Genomic DNA, 17314 nt, shown 5'->3' with positions numbered 1-17314 from the left:
CGTCAGCCGATGGTGATGTCGAGGTCGCCGACGCCGTCGACGTGTCCTTCGAGGCGGTCGCCGCGGACGACGGCCTTCACGCCCTCCGGCGTGCCGCTGAAGATGAGGTCGCCGGCCGCCAGCGTCACCAGCGTCGACAGGTAGGCAATCGTCTCGGGCACGTTCCAGATCATGTCGGCGAGGTCGCCGCGCTGGCGCTCGACGCCGTTGACCTTGAGCCAGATCGCGCCCTTGTCGGGGTGGCCGATCTGGGCGGCGCGGACGAGCGCGGTGCAGGGGGCGGAGTGGTCGAAGCCCTTGCCCATGTCCCAGGGCCGGCCGGCGGTCTTGGCGATGCCCTGGAGGTCGCGGCGCGTCATGTCGAGCCCGACGGCATAGCCGTAGACATGGCCGAGCGCGTCCTCGACCGGGATGTTCGCGCCGCCGCTCTTCAGCGCCACGACCATCTCGATCTCGTGGTGCATGTCCTTGGTCGCCGGCGGGTAGGGCATGACGCTGCCGCTCGGCAGCAGCGCGTCGGCCGGCTTCATGAAGAAGAACGGCTCCTCGCGGTCGGGATTGTGGCCCATCTCGCGCGCATGGGCGGCGTAGTTGCGGCCGACGCAGTAGATGCGGCGGACCGGGAAGAGGTCGCTGGTGCCGACGATCGGCAGGGCGGGCTGGGTCCAGAGCGGGATGGCGTAGGAGGCCATGGAACTCCTCGGGGCGTGCGGGCGGCGGCGTCGGCACCGCAAATTCGCGGGCGCCGCAATCTAAGGGCAGATGCGGGCGGACGCCAGCGGCGCCCGCAGGCGCTCACGCCGCGCGGATCTCGCGGACGATCGCCTCGGCGGCGGCGGCGGGGTCGGGCGCGGCCGTGATCGGCCGGCCGACGACCAGGTAGTCGGCGCCGGCGGCGATGGCACCCGCCGGCGTCGCGACCCGCTTCTGGTCCTGCGCGGCGCTGCCCGCCGGCCGGATGCCGGGGGTGACGATGACGAGGCGATCGCCGGCGCGGGCCCGGATCGCGGCCGCCTCCGCGCCCGAGGCGACGACGCCGTCGCCGCCGGCCGCCAGCACGGCGTCGGTGCGGTCGAGGACCAGTTCCGCCAGGCCGCGCGCATAGCCCTCGCGCCGCAGGTCCTCGTCGCCGACGCTGGTCAGCACCGTGACGAAGAGCAGCCGGAGGTCGGAATCGCCGCGTCCCTCGATCGCGGCGCGACAGGTTCTCGGGTCGGCATGGAGCGTCAGGAACGTGGCGCCGAGCCGGGCCACGCTCTCGACCGCCTTGCGCACGGTCTCCGGGATGTCGAGAAACTTGGCGTCGATGAAGACCTGGTGGCCCTCCCCGACGAGACGCCGCACGAGGTCGATCCCGCCGGCGAAGAGGAGCTGCAGCCCGACCTTGTAGAAGCGGGCGGCCGGCCCGATGCGGCGCACCATCGCCTCGGCCTCGGGGACGCTCGGCAGGTCGAGGGCCACGATCAGGCGGTCGCGCGCGTCGAGGCTGCGGGAAGCTCGCATCGGTCGGTCTCCGGGTTCGGGCGGGGCGGCGGTCTTTTCGCCCACTCCGCCGGGCACTGCAAGGGCGCTCGGCTCAGCCGACGGCAGTGAAGGAGTCGGCCCGGAGGGCGGCCGGCCGCCGGCCGGCGGCATCGAGCCCATGGCGGAGCGCCGCGACCATCTCGGGCGGCCCGGCGGCATGGATCGTCGGCCGCCCGGTGGCGGCCGCGACGACGGCCGCCACCAGGGCCGCGGGGTCGGTCTCGCGGAGCGCGCACCGGGCGTGGCCGGTCGCGAGCCGGGCGAGGTCGTCGACGCCGTAGCGGTCGCCCGGCGGCGGTGCCGGGCGGAAGAGGGTGACCGGGCGATCGGGGTCGGCGGCCAGCGCCGCCCGGGCGACCGAGAGCATGGGGGCGAGGCCGGTGCCGGCGGCCACGAGCAGCAGCGGCGCCGGGTCGGCGGGCCGGAAATAGGCGGTGCCGAAGGGGGCTTCGACCGTGACCGCATCGCCGGGCCGCAGCCGGCCCGCGGTCTCGGCGGTGCCGGGACGTCGGGACTGGCGCAGGTGGAAGACGAGCGCCGGGTCTCCCGGCAGGCCGGCGAACGAGAAGTCGCGCGGCGCGGCCCCGGCGAAGGAGAGCGTCGCGTACTGGCCGGCGCGGAAGGCGAGCCCGCCGGGGGGCGGTACCAGCGCCAGCCCCAGCACCTGCGGGCCGAGGCGGTCGGCGGCCAGGACCCGGGTGACGAAGCGCCGCGGTCGTGGCGGCGGCTCGGGGCGTGCGTCGGGCAGGGCGAGGCGGACATCGCCGCGCGGCCGGGCGCGGCAGGCGAGGATCAGTCCGCGCGCCCGCTCGGCCGCGGTCAGTGCGGCCGGCGCGTGGGGATCATGGTCGATCTCGCCATCGAGGAGGGCCACGCGACAGGCGCCGCAGAGGCCGGACCGGCAGCCGTGGGGAAGCGCGATGCCGGCCGCCAGGGCCGCCTGCAGCAGCGTCTTGCCGGGCTCGGCCGGGATCGGCGGGTGACCCTCTATTCGCAGGACTGGCATCGGCCGGACGGGGGCGCGCGATGGCCCGGACGCAAGAACGCCCGGCCGGGGGCGGCCGGGCGTTCGGGGGGCGAGGAGGTAGGGCGTGGCAGGGGGGGCGCCGCGCCCTTCGCCGTGTCGCGACCAACAGGGAGAGAGGATCGCGTTACACGGCTATTTATTGCGGACTGGCGGCCGGGCGTCCAACGCGACTCTTGCAAATCTGTCATGCAAACGCGGCATGACCTCGCGACTCGGCGGCCGCTCCTGCCCGCATCTGCCGAAGCTCAGGCGGCGCGGGCGGAGATCGGCACGCGACGCCGGGCGCGGGCATGGACCGCGTCCGCGAACGCCTGGAAGATATGGACGCTGTAGGGGTTTTCCTGCGGCTTGTATTCGGGATGCCACTGCACGCCGAGCACGAATCCGGGCGCGGACGGCATCGACACCGCCTCGATGGTGCCGTCGGGCGCCGTCGCCTCGACCCGGAGGGGCGCGGCCACGCGGTCGATCGCCTGCTGGTGCAGGGAATTGACCACGAACTCCTCGACGCCGAGCAGGCCGTGCAGCAGCCCCCCGGCTTCCAGCCGGATCGCGTGGGCGGGCCCGTAGTTGCGGTCCATGTCGGGCGACCGGATCGAGCGGTGGTCGAAGCGGCCGGGCAGGGTCTGCACCCGCTGGGTCAGGCTGCCGCCGAGGGCGACGTTCAGTTCCTGGATGCCGCGGCAGATCGCCAGCACCGGCACGCCTTCGGCGATGGCGGTGCGGATCAGTGGCAGGGTCGTGGCGTCGCGCTTGGGATCGTGCAGGTCGGGCGTCTCGCTCTCGCCGCCTTCGTAGAGGTGCGGCTCGACGTTGGACGGGCTGCCGGTCAGCAGGAGCCCGTCCAGCCGCCGCAGCACCTCGTGCAGGTCGATCGACGGGCCGGCGGCCGGGATCAGCAGCGGCAGCGTGCCGACCCAGGTCATGACGTCGACGTAGCGCTCGTTGACGCAATGGAAGCTGGCGTAGCGGACGAAGCGGATGCAGGACGGAATGCCGACGATGGGCGGACTGGCAGGCAGGGTCATGCGCCGATCTCGATCACCGGAAAGTGGGCACCAGAAAGCGGACACGCCGGCGAATAGCGAACCGCCGGCACCCGGGAATGACGGTATCATTGCACGGAACGGGCCAGCCTGGGGAGCCATTCCATGCAGTTCTCGATCGATCGATGGGCCGCGCTGGCCATGGCGGCCGCCCTGCTCCAGGCGCCGGCCGTCCGGGCCGATCAGCCGGTCGACACCGCGCTCGTGCTCGCCGCCGACTCCTCCGGCAGCATCGACGAGGCGGAGTTCCGGCTGCAGCGGGAGGGCATCGCCGCCGCCCTCACCAACCCCCGGATCCTCCAGGCCATCGCCGACGGCCCGCTCGGGCGGATCGCCGTCGCCTATGTGGAGTGGGGGTCGCCGGGGCGGCCCGAGACGGTCGTCGGCTGGACGATGGTCGCCGACCGGCGGTCGGCGGAGGCGCTGGCCGCGGCGATCACCGCGGCGCCACGGTCGCCGCAGAGCTACAACGCCATCGGCGACGCGCTCGACCATGCGACGCATCTCTTCGCCGGCTGCGGCTGTCAGCCGAGCCGCCGCGTGATCGACATCTCCGGGGACAATGCGGACATGCGCAGCCGGCTGCCGGCGCCGGCCGCCCGTGACGCGGCGGTGGCGGCCGGCATCACCGTGAACGCGCTCGCCGTGCTCGAAAACGACCGGGTCGGGCCCGACGGGCGGCCGTGGCTCGTCGAATACTACGAGCGCGACGTGATCGGCGGACCCGGCGCCTTCGTCATGGCGGCGCGCGACCGCGCCGACTTTGCCCGGGCGCTGCTCGACAAGATGGCGCTGGAGATCGCCGGGATGGGCGCGCCGGCGCCGCGCTACGCGGTCCGGACGGAGCGGGCGCGGTGACGGACGCCGCCGCGGTCCAGGACCGACTGGAGGCGATCGCCGCCGACCTGCCGCCGCAGCTTCGCACGGCCGCCCGCTTCGTGCTGAAGGAGCCGGCCTCGATCGCCCTCTATCCGCTGCGCGAGCTGGCGGGGCGGGCCGGGGTCAGCCCGGCGACCCTGGTGCGGCTGGCGGGCCAGCTCGGCTTCGCCAGCTACAAGGCGTTCCGCGACGTCATGCGCGACGGGCTGCACAGTGCCGCGGCGCGCTACTCGTCGGGCGCGCGGCGGCTGCAGGAACGTCCGCGCCGCGGCGGCGCCCAGTCCGTCTGGCGGGCGGCCTGCGACCTCCACGCCGCCCAGCTGGCGGAACTGTCGCAGACGATCCCGGGTGCCGCGGTCGAGGCCGCCGCCCGGCGCGTCGCCGCGGCGCGGACGGTCTATGTCCTGGGCCTGCGGGCGAACCATGCCGCCGCCCTCTATTTCCACTACGTGCTGCGGACCTTCCGGCGCGACGCGGTGCTGCTGGCGGGCGGCTACGGCACCCTGATCGACGCCCTCGACGGCATCGGCCCGGACGACCTGCTGGTCGCCATCAGCTACGAGCCCTATGCCCGCGATGCGGTGCGGCTGGTCCGCCATGCCCGGCGCGCGGGGGCCCAGCTGCTCGCGCTGACGGACGGGCCGTGGTCGCCGATCGCCGGCGATGCGGACCAGGTGTTCCTCGTTCCGACCGCCGGGGCCAGCTTCTATCAGACGATGATCCCGACCCTGGCGGTGCTGGAGGCGCTGGTCGCCTTCCTGGTGCGCAACGGCGGCCAGCCGCTGGTCGACAAGGTCGAGGCGGAGTTCCGCCGGCGCGAGGAGTTCGGCGTCTACTGGCAGGACGGCGAGGACGGGTGAGCCGCCGGCGGAATGCGCCGGAGACGGGCGCCCGGCTTGCCGGTTGACGGCACAAACGTTTCATCGCACGCTTTCAAACAACAAACGTTTCATCGCGAGGCAGGATGAACCCATCGGGACTCGACCGGTTCGTGGCGGAGGTGGAGGTGCGCGTCGACAGCCACTACGCCGACGGCGTCGTCTCGCTCGGGACGATCGTCGAGCTGTTCGGGATGGCGGGGACCAAGCTCGCCTATCTCCTCGACGGCGACGGCGGGCTGATGCGCGCCTTCGACAATGTCGAGTTCCTCGCCCCGGTCTATCACGGCGACTTCGTGCGCGTGACGGCGCGGCTGCTGGCCGTGGGCCGGACGTCCCGGCGCCGGTCCTACGAGGCGCATGTCGTCGCCCGCACCTACGGCATCGGCACGGCGACCTCGCACGGCGCGGTGCTCGATCCGCCGATCCTGGCGGCCCGCGCGACCGGCACGACCGTCACCCCGATCGAGCACCAGCGGCTGACCCCGCCCGAGCTCTCGGGCCACGCGCGCAAGGGCCTGAACGGATGAGCCGCGCTGCCGTGCTCGGCGAGCCGGTGCCGCCGCTGGCGGAACGCCGACGGGCGATCGAGGCGGAGCCGCTGCCGCACGGTCTCTGGCCCCTGGTCGAGGCCGCTGCCGCCGATGCGCCCGAGCGCGTTGCGCTCGACTTCTTCGAAGACGGCGAGCGACTGACGTTCGCCGAGCTCCGGGACCGGGCCGGCCGGCTCGCCGACGGGCTCGCCCGGGCCGGCATCCGCCATGGCACGCATGTCGCGGTCATGCTGCCCAATCGGGCGGCCTTCCCCGTCACCTGGCTGGCGCTGGCGCGCCTCGGCGCCGTCATGGTGCCGATGAACCTCGCCTACACCCCGCGCGAGATCGCCTACGTCGCCGCGGACGGTGACGTCGCCTGGGCGGTGGTCGACCGGGCGCTGCTGGCGGCCTTCGACCCGCCGCCGCCGGGGCTGGCGCCGGAGCGCATCGTCGTCGTCGGCGACGCACCGGCCGGCCATCCGTCCTGGGAGGGCCTGGTCGCGGCGGGGTCGCCCGCCGGGCCGCCGTCCGCCGTCCCCGCGCCCGACGACCTCCTCAACATCCAGTACACGTCCGGCACGACCGGGCTGCCCAAGGGCTGCATGCTGACGCAGCGCTACTGGCTGACGGCCGGGCTGGTGAACGCCCGGCGCGACGGGCGGATCTACCGCCGGCTGCTCGCGTCGACGCCCTTCTTCTACATGGACCCGCAATGGCTGCTGGTGATGGCGCTGTGGCAGCGGGCGACGCTCTTCGTCGCCCGGCGCCAGAGCGCGTCCCGCTTCATGGGCTGGGTGCGCGAGCACCGCATCCAGTTCACGCTGCTGCCGGCGGTCGTCGCCAAGCAGCCGCCCGATCGCCGCGACCGCGACCACGAACTGGTGCGGGTCAACGTCTACGGCCTGCCGCCGGCCGAGCACGCGGCTCTCGAGGAGCGCTTCGACCTGGTCGCGCGCGAGGCCTACGGCATGACCGAGATCGGGTCCGGCATGTTCATGCCGATCGAGGCGACGGACATGGTCGGGTCGGGCTCCTGCGGCATGCCCTCGCCCTTCCGCGAGGCGCGCATCGTCGACGAGGCGGGCCGGCCGCTGCCGCCGGGTGCCGTCGGCGAGCTCGAGATCCGCGGGCCCGGGATCCTCGCCGGCTACTACAAGAAGCCCGAGGCGACGGCGGCGGCGATCCGCGACGGCTGGTTCCGCACCGGCGACCTCTTCCGCCAGGACGAGCGCGGCTATTTCTTCATCGTCGGGCGCATCAAGGACATGATCCGCCGGGCCGGCGAGAACATCGCCGCCCGGGAGGTGGAGTCGGTGCTGACCGGCCACGCGGCCGTCGCCGAGGCGGCGGCCGTGCCGGTGCCCGATCCGGTCCGCGGCGAGGAGGTCCTGGCCTACGTCGTGCTGCGGCCCGGCCTCCGGCCCGACGCGGCGCCGCCCGAGCAGATCCTGGCGCACTGCCGCGCCAATCTCGCGCCCTTCAAGGTGCCCCGCTATCTCGCCTATCGCGACGCGTTCCCGAAGACGCCGTCCGACAAGATCGCCAAGCGCCTGCTCGCCGATCCCGCCGCCGACCCGCGGGCGGGGAGCTGGGACCGGGTGGAGGCGCGCTGGCGGTAGCACCCGATTCCGAGGCCCACGCGAACCCGAGGAGGACCGGCATGACGACCCGCTGCATCATCGCCACCCTGTTGCTGGCGGCCACGGCGGCCCCCGGCTGGGCGCAGACCCCCGAGCCGCCGAAGCCGGCGCGCATCGTCGTCAACGATTCCGGCGGCGCCATGCAGAGCGCCATGCGCCAGTTCTTCTACGACGCGTTCGAAAAGCGCTACGGCATCAAGGTCGTGAACACGAGCCCGGTCGATGCCGGCAAGCTGCGGGCGATGGTCCAGTCCGGCAACGTCGAGTGGACCGTGACCGAGATCGGCGGCGAGGACGCGATCCGCGCCGAGCGCTCCGGCCTGCTGGAACGGCTCGACCTCGGCATCATCGACCTCTCGCGTTTCCCCGAACACCTGCGCAAGCGCGAGTACGTCTTTCCCAAGTCGGTCTATTCGACCGTGATGGGCTACCGTTCCGACGTCTTCAAGGAAGGGGCGCGGCCGCGCAACTGGGCCGACTTCTGGGACGTCCGGCGCTTCCCCGGCCCGCGGACGATGCAGAACTCGCCGGTCGACAACCTCGAGTTCGCGCTGCTCGCCGACGGCGTGCCGGCCGACAAGCTCTATCCGCTCGACGTCGACCGGGCCTTCCGCAAGCTCGACCAGCTCAAGAAGGACGTCGCGGTCTGGTGGACGACCGGCGCCCAGTCGGCGCAGATCCTGATCGACGGCGAGGCCGTGATCGGCACCGCCTGGAACGGCCGCTATCAGGCCCCCATCGTCCAGGGTGCGCCGCTCGCCATCGAGTGGACCGGCGGCGCCATCAAGGAGTCGGCGTTCGGCATTCCGCGCGGCGCCAAGGACGCCTACTGGGGCCAGAAGTTCCTGGCGCTGGCCGCCGAGGCCGAGCCGCAGGGCCGCTACGCCAATGTCATCGGCTATCCCGGGCTCAATCTCGACGCGACGCGCTTCACCGACCCCAAGATGATCCCGTTCCTGCCGACGAGCCCGGACAACCTGTCGCGGCAGTTCTGGACGGACCTCGCCTGGTGGGCCGACAACGGCCAGGCGGTGAAGGAGCGCTGGTCGCGCTGGATGCTGCGGCAGTAGCGGGCGCGGGGTCAGCGCGTCCGCAGCTTCTCCTGCAGCCGCAGGAGCTGGGTCGCCGCCGGCCGGGCGGCGACCGCCTTCTCCCATTCCCGCCGGGCATCGTCCCGGCGGCCCTGGGCAGCGTAGACGTCGCCCAGATGCTCGCGGATGCGGGCGGGCTCGACCGCCTCCATGCCGGCCGCCCGCTCCAGCGTCGCCTGTGCCTCGGCAAGCCGGCCGCTGCGGAAGAGCGCATAGCCGAGCGTGTCGAGCGCGTCCCCGGACCCCGGTTGCTGGGCTGCCGCGGCCCGCGCCTGGCGCAGGGCCTCCGGGAGGTCGCGGCCGCGGATGGCGAGGAACCAGGCGAGTCCGTTCTGGCCCTGCCAGAAGCCCTGGCGGGCCGAGGCGCGATAGAGCCGCTCGGCGGCCGCCTCGTCGACCGGCACCCCCATGCCCTGCTCGTAGAGCCACGCCAGCGCTACCTGGGCGCGCGCGTCGCCCTGGGCCGCCGCGGCCTCGTACCAGCGCGCGGCCTGTCCCAGGTCCTGGGCCACCCCACGCCCCTGCTGGTAGAGCCAGGCGAGGTTGCGCTGGGCGTCGGCGGCGCCGCGCCGCGCCGCCTGCTGGTACCAGCGGGCCGCCTCCGCCTCGTCGACGGCGACGCCCAGCCCCTGTTCGTGGATCCAGCCGAGCTGGCTCTGCGCGGCGACATCGCCCTGCAGGGCCGCCCGGCGGAACCAGCGGGCGGCCTCCGCCGGGTCGGCGCGGACGCCCCGTCCCTCCTGCAGGAGGAAGGCGAAGGCGGTTTCCGCCTCGGCGTCGCCCTGGCGGGCGGCGCGGCCGATCCAGTCGGCCGCCGCGACCTCGTCGAGGACGACACCCCGGCCCTGCTGGAACAGCCGGCCCAGCATGAGCTGGCCCACCGGGTCGCCACGCTCGGCGCTCTGCCGGAACCAGCGCGCCGCCTCCCGTTCGTCGCGGCGCGTCCCCCGGCCTTCCAGATGCAGCAGGCCGATCGCGGTGTCGGCCGGCGGATAGCTCTGGATCGCCGCCAGGCGGTACCAGCGCATTGCCGTCACCGGATCTTCCGGCACGCCGCGCCCGTCTTCGTAGAGCAGTCCGAGGCTCGCCTGTGCCGGGGCGTAGGATTCCTCGGCGGCGCGCCGGTAGTGCTGCACCGCCTCGTCCCAGCGCTGGGCCTTGTCGAGCGCCCGGCCGAGCTGGAAACGGGCGCGGACATGGTCGGGTCGCTCGTCGACGGCCCTCCGGCACGCGGTGACGGCGGGCTCGGCCTCGATGCGGGCGAAGGACGGGCCGGCGCGCGGCGGCGGCGTCTCGCCGTGGCCGAGCCAGGGCTGCGGCAGCCCGGCCAGCCGGTCGCAGGGCGCGATGTCCGCGCGCGCCGCGGACGGCCCGGCGGTTTCGGCCAGGACCACCATGCCGACGAAGGCGATGGCCACCGTCGGCGCGACGGAGCGGCGGGCGCGACCGCCCGCGGGCGCGATCACTGGTGCTGCTGGACCCCCTGCGGCATGTTCTCGTCGAACACGAACAGCTTGCCGTCGAGCCGCACGTCCTGGCGCGTCTCGGCCAGCGCGATGTTGGTGGTGATGCCCTGGGCGTCGGTGACCGTCCATTGCCGGAGTGCCAGCGGCTCGGACTGGAAGGCGAGTTCGACCGAGCCGGCGCCGGGATCCTTGGTCTGCACCAGCGCGATGCGCAGCACGCCGGCCTGGCGGTCGTACTTCGTCACCGTCACGTCGCCCGACAGCGCGATGCGCTCGCGCAGAAGGAACCACAGCGGCGTCAGGTTGACCGGGATCTGCGTCGTCTGCTTGAGGGCGGTGTCGTAGGAGTAGACGACCGTTCCGTCGGAGACGATGAGCAGCGGCGTCGGCGGGTCGTACTGGAAGCGCAGCTTGCCGGGTCGGGAGAGGTAGAACGTGCCTTCGGCATAGGCGCCGTTCGAGGCGACCTGGACGAACCGGGCCTGCAGCGTGCGCACGCCGGAGAGGTAGGTCTCGACGCGGGCGATGTCGGCCTGCTGCTCCGGGGTCAGGCGGGCGGCGGCGACCTGGGCGAAGGCGGTCCAGGGGAAGGCGGCGCCCGCCACCAGGGCGGCGAAGGCCATCGCCAGAACGGAGCGGCGTCCGGAGGGCAGGAGGAAGTTGCGCATCGAGTCCTCGGCGGTGCGGCACGGATTCGGGCCCGGCGGTGCCGGGCGGTGCGGCCGGGGATCAAGCCAGCCGAATGCGGCAAAGGCAAGGCGCGGCGGGCATTTCCGCCTCAACCGGTGCGGGAGGGGGCGGCCGGCTGGTGGTAGGCGATGGCCGCAAGAAAGCGGCGCCGGCCGGCACGCCCGTGCTCCTCGGCGCGGGCGCGGGCGGACTCCCCGTCCCCGGCGAGGATCGCATCGACGAGGCGCCGATGCTCGGCGTTGGACTCGGCCATGTTCTCGGCCGGCTCGAAGGACCGCCGGCGGAGCAGGCGCAGCCGCTTGGTGTAGTCGAGATAGGCGCGCTCGATCTCGCGGTTCGGGGCCATCTCGACGACCCGCCGGTGGAGGTGGCTGTTGCGCTCGAAGAAGGCTTCCCGGTCGACGGCGGCGATCGCCCGTTCCATCGCCTCGACCAGCCCGATCAGTTCCAGGGCCTGGGAGGCGGTCGCCGCCGGCGCCAGCCGCCGGGCCGCCTGGGCGAAGAGGAGCGTCGCCACCTCGTAGGTGTCGATCGCCTCCTCGACCGCGAGTTCGCGGACGAAGGCACCGCGGTTAAGGATGACGGTGACGAGCCCGCTGCGCTCCAGGGCGCGGGCGGCCTCGCGCACCGGGCTGCGGCTCACCCCCAACCGGCGCGACAGGGCGATCTCGTTGAGCCGCTCGCCGGGCGCGATCTCGCCGCCCAGGATCATCGCCTCGAGCGCCTGCCGCACCCGGGCGGCGGTCGCCACGGCGACGCCCTCGCGGCCGGCGACACCCGCGTCGGCGGCGAGGCTGCCGGCCGGCGCAATCGCGCGGACGGATTGTTTACAATCGTTCGACACGGCTGATAGGCTAACAGAATACGAAGCCGAAACCACAGGAAGACGGCCGGGGACAGCCCTCTTCGATTGTCGACAGACGGCAGGCCCGGCGCCGCTTCTGCAGCGGTCGGCGAAGGAGGGACGATGGACGAGGCGAGCCTCGCCGGCGAAGGCCGGGTCGATGCCGGGCTGCCCCTGCGACGGCTGAAGGTGCTCGACCTGACGGTCGCCCGCGCCGGTCCGACCTGCGTCCGCCACCTCGCCGACTGGGGGGCCGACGTCGTGCGGATCGAGCCGCCGGGCAAGTCGGTCGGCGAGATCGGCGCCCGCGACGGCTTCGACTTCCAGAACCTCCACCGCAACAAGCGCGCGATCGAGCTCGACCTGAAGTCGGAGCGCGGCAAGGCGATCTTCCTCGAACTGGCGCGGGACGCCGACGTGATCGTCGAGAACATGCGCGCCCAGGTGAAGTTCCGCCTCGGCGTCGACTACGAGAGCGTGCGCCGGGTCAACCGGCGGATCGTCTATGCCTCGATCTCGGGCTTCGGGCAGGACGGGCCCTACGGCCACCGCGCCGGCGTCGACCAGATCGCGCAGGGCATGGGCGGCCTGATGTCGATCACCGGCGAGCCGGGACAGGGGCCGCTGCGCGTCGGCATCCCGATCGCCGACCTGACGGCGGGCAACCTGCTGGCCCTGGCGGTCATGATGGCGCTCTTCCAGCGCGAGGAGACGGGCGAGGGCCGGTGGGTCCACACCAGCCTGCTGGAGGCGCAGGTCTTCATGCTCGATTTCCAGGCGTCGCGCTGGCTGCTCGCCGGCGAGGTCGCCAAGCCCGCCGGCAACGACCATCCGACGGCGATCCCGACCGGCGTCTTCCCGACGGCCGACCGTCCGATCACCATCGCCGCCTCCTCGCCGCGCCTGTGGGGCCGCTTCTGCGACGCGCTCGGCCGGCCGGAATGGAAGGACCGGCCGGGCTGGAACACCGGCGAAGGCCGGTCGAAGGACCGCAAGGCGATCAACGACGCGATCGCCGCGGTGACGCGCGAGCAGCCCAGCCTGCACTGGATCGCCGTGCTCGACGAGGCCGGCATTCCCTGCGGCCCGATCAACACCATCGACCAGACGTTCGACGACCCGCAGGTCCGGCATCTCGGGCTGGCCCGCCCGGTCGAGCATCCGCGGCTCGGTCCGCAGCGGATCGTCGGCACGCCGATCAACCTGGACGGGCTCGAGGATCGCATCCGCCGGCCGACCCCGGACGCCGGCCAGCACACCGACGAGGTCCTGGCCGGGCTCGGCTACGACCGGGACGCGGTGGCGCGCCTGCGCGCCGAGGGCGTCGTCTGAAACCCGGCCCGGCACCGGCAGCAGGAGGCATCCCTGAGATGGACGGCGGCACGCGCATCGCCCTTCCGACCGAGAAGATCATCGCCCTCTGCCGCGACGGCGTCGGCTGGCTGATCTTCAACCAGCCCGAGCGGCGCAACGCCATCTCGCAGGAGATGTGGGACGGCATCGCTGCGGCGGGCACGGCCTTCGCGGCCGATCCCGACATCCGGGTCGTCGTCATGCGCGGCGCCGGCGACCAGGCCTTCACGGCGGGCGCCGACATCAGCGAATTCGAGAAGGTGCGGGCCGACGCCGCCGCGGAGGAGGCCTACCACGCCCGTTCGGCGGCGGCCGGCCGCGCGCTCAAGGCGCTGCAGGTGCCGCTGGTCGCGATGATCCGCGGCTACTGCGTCGGCGGCGGCATGGCGATGGCGATGCGGGCCGACCTGCGCATCGCCTCCGCCGACAGCCGGTTCGGCATCCCGGCGGCGCGGCTCGGCGTCTCCTACGCCCAGGAATCGCTCGACCGGCTGACCCAGCTCGTCGGTCCGTCCTGGGCCAAGCACGTGATGTTCCTGGCGCGCCTCTACTCGGCCGATCAGGCGCTCGCCATGGGCCTCGTCAACGAGGTGGTCGAGCCCGAGGCGCTGGAAGCGACCGTGACCGGGATTGCGGCCGAGATCGCCCAGAACGCGCCGCTCACCATCCGCGCCGCCAAGACCATGATCGATCAGGCGCTGCTCGACCCGTCGCGCCGCGACGTGGCCGGCAACGCGGCGCTGGAGCGCGCCTGCTTCGACAGCGAGGACTACAAGGAGGGCCGCCGCGCCTTCATGGAAAAGCGCCGCCCCGTGTTCCGGGGGCGCTAGCACCCGGGCAGAGGTGCCGACCGTGCTCCCTTCGCGGGGGGTCGCAACGGCATCCGCCCGTCACCCGAGACAGGAGGAGCGCCACCATGACCACCATCACCAGACGGGGACTGTTGCAGGCCGGCGCCGCCATCGGCGCGCTCGGCGCGCTTGGCGGGCATCCCGCCCGGGCCCAGGAGATGAGCGCGCACGAGAAGCAGCTCTACGAGGCGGCGAAGAAGGAAGGCGAGGTCACCTGGTATTCCGGCCAGCTCAGCGCCGAGCCGGGCGAGGCGGTGGGCAAGGCCTTCGGCGAGCGCTATCCGGGCCTCAAGGCCAACGTCATCCGCAGCACCTCGCAGGTCGCCTTCCAGCGCCTGTCGCAGGATTTCCGCGCCCGCACCGTGCAGTGCGACATCTTCAGCTCGACCGATTCCGGCCACTATGCCTTCCTCAAGAAGGAAGGGCTGCTGACCAAGTATCGGCCGAAGAACGCCGACGGCATGATCGACGCGGCGCGGCGCGGCGATGCCGACGACATGTTCCAGACCTGCTATTTCGGCCTCTACCTGATGGGCTTCAACACCCAGAAGGTGAGCGAGGCCGAGGCGCCGAAGAGTTGGACCGACCTGCTCGATCCCAAGTGGAAGGACCAGATCGCGATCGGCCATCCGGGCTACAGCGGCGCCATCGGGATCTGGGCCCTGATGATGAAGAAGCTCTATGGGATCGACTACCTGAAGAAGCTGGAGAAGAACAAGCCGCAGATCGGCCGCTCCAGCATGGACCCGGTGACCTTGATGAACGGCGGCGAGCGCGCCGTCGGGATCGCGATCCCGTCCGCCACCACCCTGCTCAGCATCTCGCGCGGGAACCCCCTGAAGCTGATCTATCCGACCGACGGCACGGTGGCGACGCCGGCGCCGACGGCGATCATCGCCAACTGCCCGCACCCCAACGCCGCCAAGCTCTTCATGGAGTTCGCGACCGGCCCCGAATACTCGCGGGTCATCACCCGGTTCTTCAACGAATCGCTGCGGCCGGAGGTGGCGCCGCCGGTCGGCGGGCGCCCGCTCAACGAGATCAAGCTCATCATGCCGACCATGGAAGAGGCGGAGACCGGCGTGCCGGAGATGCGCGAAGCCTGGCGCGACATCTTCGGCGTCTGAGTCCTTCGGGCCGGCATCCGCGCACCCCGCGGGCGCCGGCCCGTCCACCCGCAGACGACGCGGACCGTCCATGACCGACAGCATCGCCACGGCCGCCGCCGGCCGGCCGCTCACCTTCGCCAGCCGCTTGCGGAGCCTGGAGCCCGCCAGCCTGCTGTGGATCGGGCTGGCGGCGGTGCTGCTGGTCCTCGTCGCCTACCCGATGGGCAAGCTCCTCGTCGTCAGCTTCGAGACGCGCGGCACCGGCGCCTTCACCTTCGCCAACTACTTCACCGCCTACGGCCGCGCCCGCTACCTCGACGCGCTGGCCAACTCGCTGCTGCTCGGCCTCCTGGCGGCCGCCGTATCGATGGCCCTGGCGGTGCCGCTCGCCTGGGCGGTGTCGCGCACCGACATGCCGGGCAAGTGGGTGGTGTGGATCGCCGTGCTCGGGGCCTTCATCCTGCCGCCCTTCCTCGGTGCCATCGGCTGGATCCTGCTGGCCGGGCCCAATGCCGGCTTCGTCAACCAGGCGTGGCGTTGGCTCACCGGTCTGGAGACGCCGCTCGTCAACGTCTACAGCTTTCCCGGGCTGGCGATCGTCATTGCGCTGCACTCGTTCCCGCTCATCTTCATCTTCGTGAAATCCGCCCTCGATCTCGTGTCGTCGGAGATGGAGGACGCGGCCAACATCCTGGGCGCCGGCAACCTGGCGACCACCTGGAAGATCACCCTGCCGCTGGTCTGGCCCGCCATCCTCGGCGGCACCATCGTCGTCTTCCTGGAGACGATCGCGCTCTTCGGCACGCCGGCCATCATCGGCATCCCGGCCCGCATCAACGTCGTCACCACCCAGCTCTGGCAGTTCTTCGAGTATCCGGTCCGGGTCGAGGTGGCGTCGGCCTATGCCATGCCGCTGCTCCTCGTCACCGTCGTCATGATCCTGGCGCAGCGCCTGCTGCTCAGCCGCAAGGGCTTCGTGTCGCAGACCGGCAAGGGCGGCGAGCGCCGGCCGATCCGGCTCGGCCGCTGGCGCTGGGCGCTCTTCGGATGGTGCGCCTTCGTCGGCCTGCTGGCGGTGGCGATGCCGATGCTGGTGCTGGTGCAGGCGTCCTTCGCCAAGGGCTGGGGCCGGGGCTTCCGCTGGGACAACCTGACGCTCAGGAACTACGAGTACCTGCTGTTCCGGCACGAGATGGCGATCCAGTCGATCTGGAACACCATCCTGTTCTCCGGGCTCGCGGCGACCTTCGCGGTCGCCCTGGCGCTGCTCGTCGCCTACATCGCCGGCCGCCGTCTCGTCCCGTTCGCCGGCGCGCTGGGCTTCCTCGCCATGGCGCCCTTCGTCATTCCCGGCATCGTCATGGCGATCGGCTTCTATGCCGCCTATGCCTCGCCGCCGCTCGCCCTCTACGGCACCGCGCTCATCATCGTGCTGGCCTTCACCGCCCGCTTCCTGCCGATCGCCTACGCCAACTCGACCGCCGCCATCCGCACCGTCCATCCCGAGATGGAGGAGGCGGCGCGCATCCTCGGCGCCGGCCGCATCCGGACCATCGCCCGGATCACCGCGCCGCTCATCCGCAAGAGCCTGCTCGGCGGCTGGCTGCTCGTCTTCATCGTCTCCGCCCGCGAGCTCTCGGCGGCCGTCTTCCTGGTCGGACCGAAGACCCTGACCATGGCGGTCCTCATCTACGACCTCAGCGAGGCCGGCAACTTCGAGGTCGTGGCGGCGCTCGGCGGGCTGATGATGGTGATTACCCTTGCGCTCGTCGGCGTCGGCATGAAGCTGGTGGGACGCGACTTCATGCTGCGGAGGGAATGAACATGCCCCGTCTGGTCCTGAACCGGCTCGGCAAGGCGTTCGGCCGGACGACCGTCGTCGACGGCGTCGATCTCGCCCTCGAGGAGGGCGAGTTCGTGTCGCTGCTCGGTCCCTCCGGCTGCGGCAAGACGACGACCCTGCGGATGATCGCGGGCTTCATCGAGCCGACCGCCGGCAGCATCGAGCTCGACGGCGAGGTGGTGTCGCAGCCGGGCGCCGCCCTGCCGCCCGAGCGGCGGCGGATGTCGATGATCTTCCAGAGCTACGCCATCTGGCCGAACATGACGGTCGCCGAGAACGTCGCCTTCGGCCTCAAGCTGCGCAAGCTGCCGGCCGAGGAGGTGCGGCGCCGCGTCGGCGAGATCCTCGACGTGGTGCAGATGGGGCACTTGGCCGGGCGCTACCCGGCGGAGCTGTCGGGCGGCCAGCAGCAGCGCGTGGCGCTCGCCCGCGCGATCGTCGTCAAGCCGTCGGTGCTGCTGCTCGACGAGCCGCTCTCCAATCTCGACGCCAACCTGCGCGAGGAGATGCGCTTCGAGATCCGCCGGCTGCACGACG

17 protein-coding genes are annotated in these 17314 nt (G+C 72.5%); 10 read left to right on the top strand and 7 right to left on the bottom strand.

Annotation, left to right across the window (positions count from 1 at the left end):
* Positions 1-2 precede the first annotated feature (2 nt).
* The 4 genes from ACE3Q3_RS00085 to ACE3Q3_RS00070 form a co-directional block, all read right to left on the bottom strand.
* A complete protein-coding gene (locus ACE3Q3_RS00085; protein ID WP_374439947.1) occupies positions 3-692 on the bottom strand; it encodes a fumarylacetoacetate hydrolase family protein in 690 nt (229 codons plus the stop codon).
* Between the two features lie 103 nt (positions 693-795).
* The gene (gene pyrF, locus ACE3Q3_RS00080) at positions 796-1503 is read right to left on the bottom strand and encodes an orotidine-5'-phosphate decarboxylase (protein ID WP_374439944.1); all 708 of its coding nucleotides are present in this window, start codon (positions 1501-1503) and stop codon (positions 796-798) included.
* A gap of 73 nt (positions 1504-1576) precedes the next feature.
* Positions 1577-2530: a 2Fe-2S iron-sulfur cluster-binding protein gene (locus ACE3Q3_RS00075; RefSeq protein ID WP_374439941.1), complete on the bottom strand. Its 954-nt coding sequence runs from the start codon at positions 2528-2530 to the stop codon at positions 1577-1579.
* A 266-nt stretch (positions 2531-2796) separates the two neighbouring features.
* On the bottom strand, positions 2797-3579 hold the full coding sequence (locus tag ACE3Q3_RS00070; protein WP_374439938.1) for a gamma-glutamyl-gamma-aminobutyrate hydrolase family protein: 783 nt from the start codon (positions 3577-3579) through the stop codon (positions 2797-2799).
* A gap of 123 nt (positions 3580-3702) precedes the next feature.
* Between ACE3Q3_RS00070 and ACE3Q3_RS00065 the strand changes: the two genes are divergently transcribed.
* The 5 genes from ACE3Q3_RS00065 to ACE3Q3_RS00045 all read left to right on the top strand — a co-directional run bounded on the left by ACE3Q3_RS00065 (position 3703) and on the right by ACE3Q3_RS00045 (position 8600).
* Entirely contained in the window at positions 3703-4455 is a 753-nt protein-coding gene (locus ACE3Q3_RS00065; RefSeq protein WP_374439935.1) for a DUF1194 domain-containing protein, read from the top strand.
* Positions 4452-5336 carry a MurR/RpiR family transcriptional regulator gene (locus tag ACE3Q3_RS00060; RefSeq protein ID WP_374439932.1) on the top strand — a complete coding sequence of 295 codons (885 nt, stop codon included), beginning with the start codon at positions 4452-4454 and terminating at the stop codon, positions 5334-5336. Before ACE3Q3_RS00065 ends, ACE3Q3_RS00060 begins: the two co-directional genes overlap by 4 nt.
* A gap of 104 nt (positions 5337-5440) precedes the next feature.
* The gene (locus tag ACE3Q3_RS00055) at positions 5441-5884 is read left to right on the top strand and encodes a hotdog fold domain-containing protein (protein ID WP_374439929.1); all 444 of its coding nucleotides are present in this window, start codon (positions 5441-5443) and stop codon (positions 5882-5884) included.
* On the top strand, positions 5881-7509 hold the full coding sequence (locus tag ACE3Q3_RS00050) for a class I adenylate-forming enzyme family protein (RefSeq protein WP_374439926.1): 1629 nt from the start codon (positions 5881-5883) through the stop codon (positions 7507-7509). Before ACE3Q3_RS00055 ends, ACE3Q3_RS00050 begins: the two co-directional genes overlap by 4 nt.
* Positions 7510-7550: 41 nt before the next feature.
* A complete protein-coding gene (locus ACE3Q3_RS00045) occupies positions 7551-8600 on the top strand; it encodes an ABC transporter substrate-binding protein (protein ID WP_374439923.1) in 1050 nt (349 codons plus the stop codon).
* A gap of 11 nt (positions 8601-8611) precedes the next feature.
* On the opposite strand, the gene ACE3Q3_RS00040 is transcribed toward ACE3Q3_RS00045, so the two are convergent.
* The 3 genes from ACE3Q3_RS00040 to ACE3Q3_RS00030 all read right to left on the bottom strand — a co-directional run bounded on the left by ACE3Q3_RS00040 (position 8612) and on the right by ACE3Q3_RS00030 (position 11528).
* Positions 8612-10087, bottom strand: coding sequence for a tetratricopeptide repeat protein (locus ACE3Q3_RS00040; protein WP_374439920.1), 1476 nt, complete (start codon positions 10085-10087; stop codon positions 8612-8614).
* Entirely contained in the window at positions 10084-10755 is a 672-nt protein-coding gene (locus ACE3Q3_RS00035) for an outer membrane lipoprotein carrier protein LolA (RefSeq protein WP_374439917.1), read from the bottom strand. Before ACE3Q3_RS00035 ends, ACE3Q3_RS00040 begins: the two co-directional genes overlap by 4 nt.
* A 110-nt stretch (positions 10756-10865) precedes the next feature.
* Positions 10866-11528: a GntR family transcriptional regulator gene (locus ACE3Q3_RS00030; protein WP_374439914.1), complete on the bottom strand. Its 663-nt coding sequence runs from the start codon at positions 11526-11528 to the stop codon at positions 10866-10868.
* Between the two features lie 216 nt (positions 11529-11744).
* Between ACE3Q3_RS00030 and ACE3Q3_RS00025 the strand changes: the two genes are divergently transcribed.
* The 5 genes from ACE3Q3_RS00025 to ACE3Q3_RS00005 all read left to right on the top strand — a co-directional run.
* Positions 11745-12953 carry a CaiB/BaiF CoA transferase family protein gene (locus ACE3Q3_RS00025; RefSeq protein WP_374439911.1) on the top strand — a complete coding sequence of 403 codons (1209 nt, stop codon included), beginning with the start codon at positions 11745-11747 and terminating at the stop codon, positions 12951-12953.
* Positions 12954-12991: 38 nt separating this feature from the next.
* The gene (locus tag ACE3Q3_RS00020; RefSeq protein ID WP_374439908.1) at positions 12992-13804 is read left to right on the top strand and encodes an enoyl-CoA hydratase; all 813 of its coding nucleotides are present in this window, start codon (positions 12992-12994) and stop codon (positions 13802-13804) included.
* 86 nt (positions 13805-13890) lie between these two features.
* Positions 13891-14952: an ABC transporter substrate-binding protein gene (locus ACE3Q3_RS00015; protein ID WP_374439905.1), complete on the top strand. Its 1062-nt coding sequence runs from the start codon at positions 13891-13893 to the stop codon at positions 14950-14952.
* Positions 14953-15022: 70 nt separating this feature from the next.
* Positions 15023-16756 (top strand): ABC transporter permease, encoded by a 1734-nt coding sequence (locus ACE3Q3_RS00010; protein WP_374439901.1) that lies wholly within the window; start codon positions 15023-15025, stop codon positions 16754-16756.
* A gap of 2 nt (positions 16757-16758) precedes the next feature.
* Positions 16759-17314: ABC transporter ATP-binding protein (locus tag ACE3Q3_RS00005; RefSeq protein ID WP_374439898.1), on the top strand; the 556-nt coding region annotated here is incomplete at its 3' end.

The organism is Allostella sp. (genome assembly GCF_041913585.1).
Taxonomy (GTDB): domain Bacteria; phylum Pseudomonadota; class Alphaproteobacteria; order ATCC43930; family Allostellaceae; genus Allostella.
Note: the sequence above shows the minus strand (reverse complement) of the source record. Positions and strands in the feature narration are given on the sequence as shown.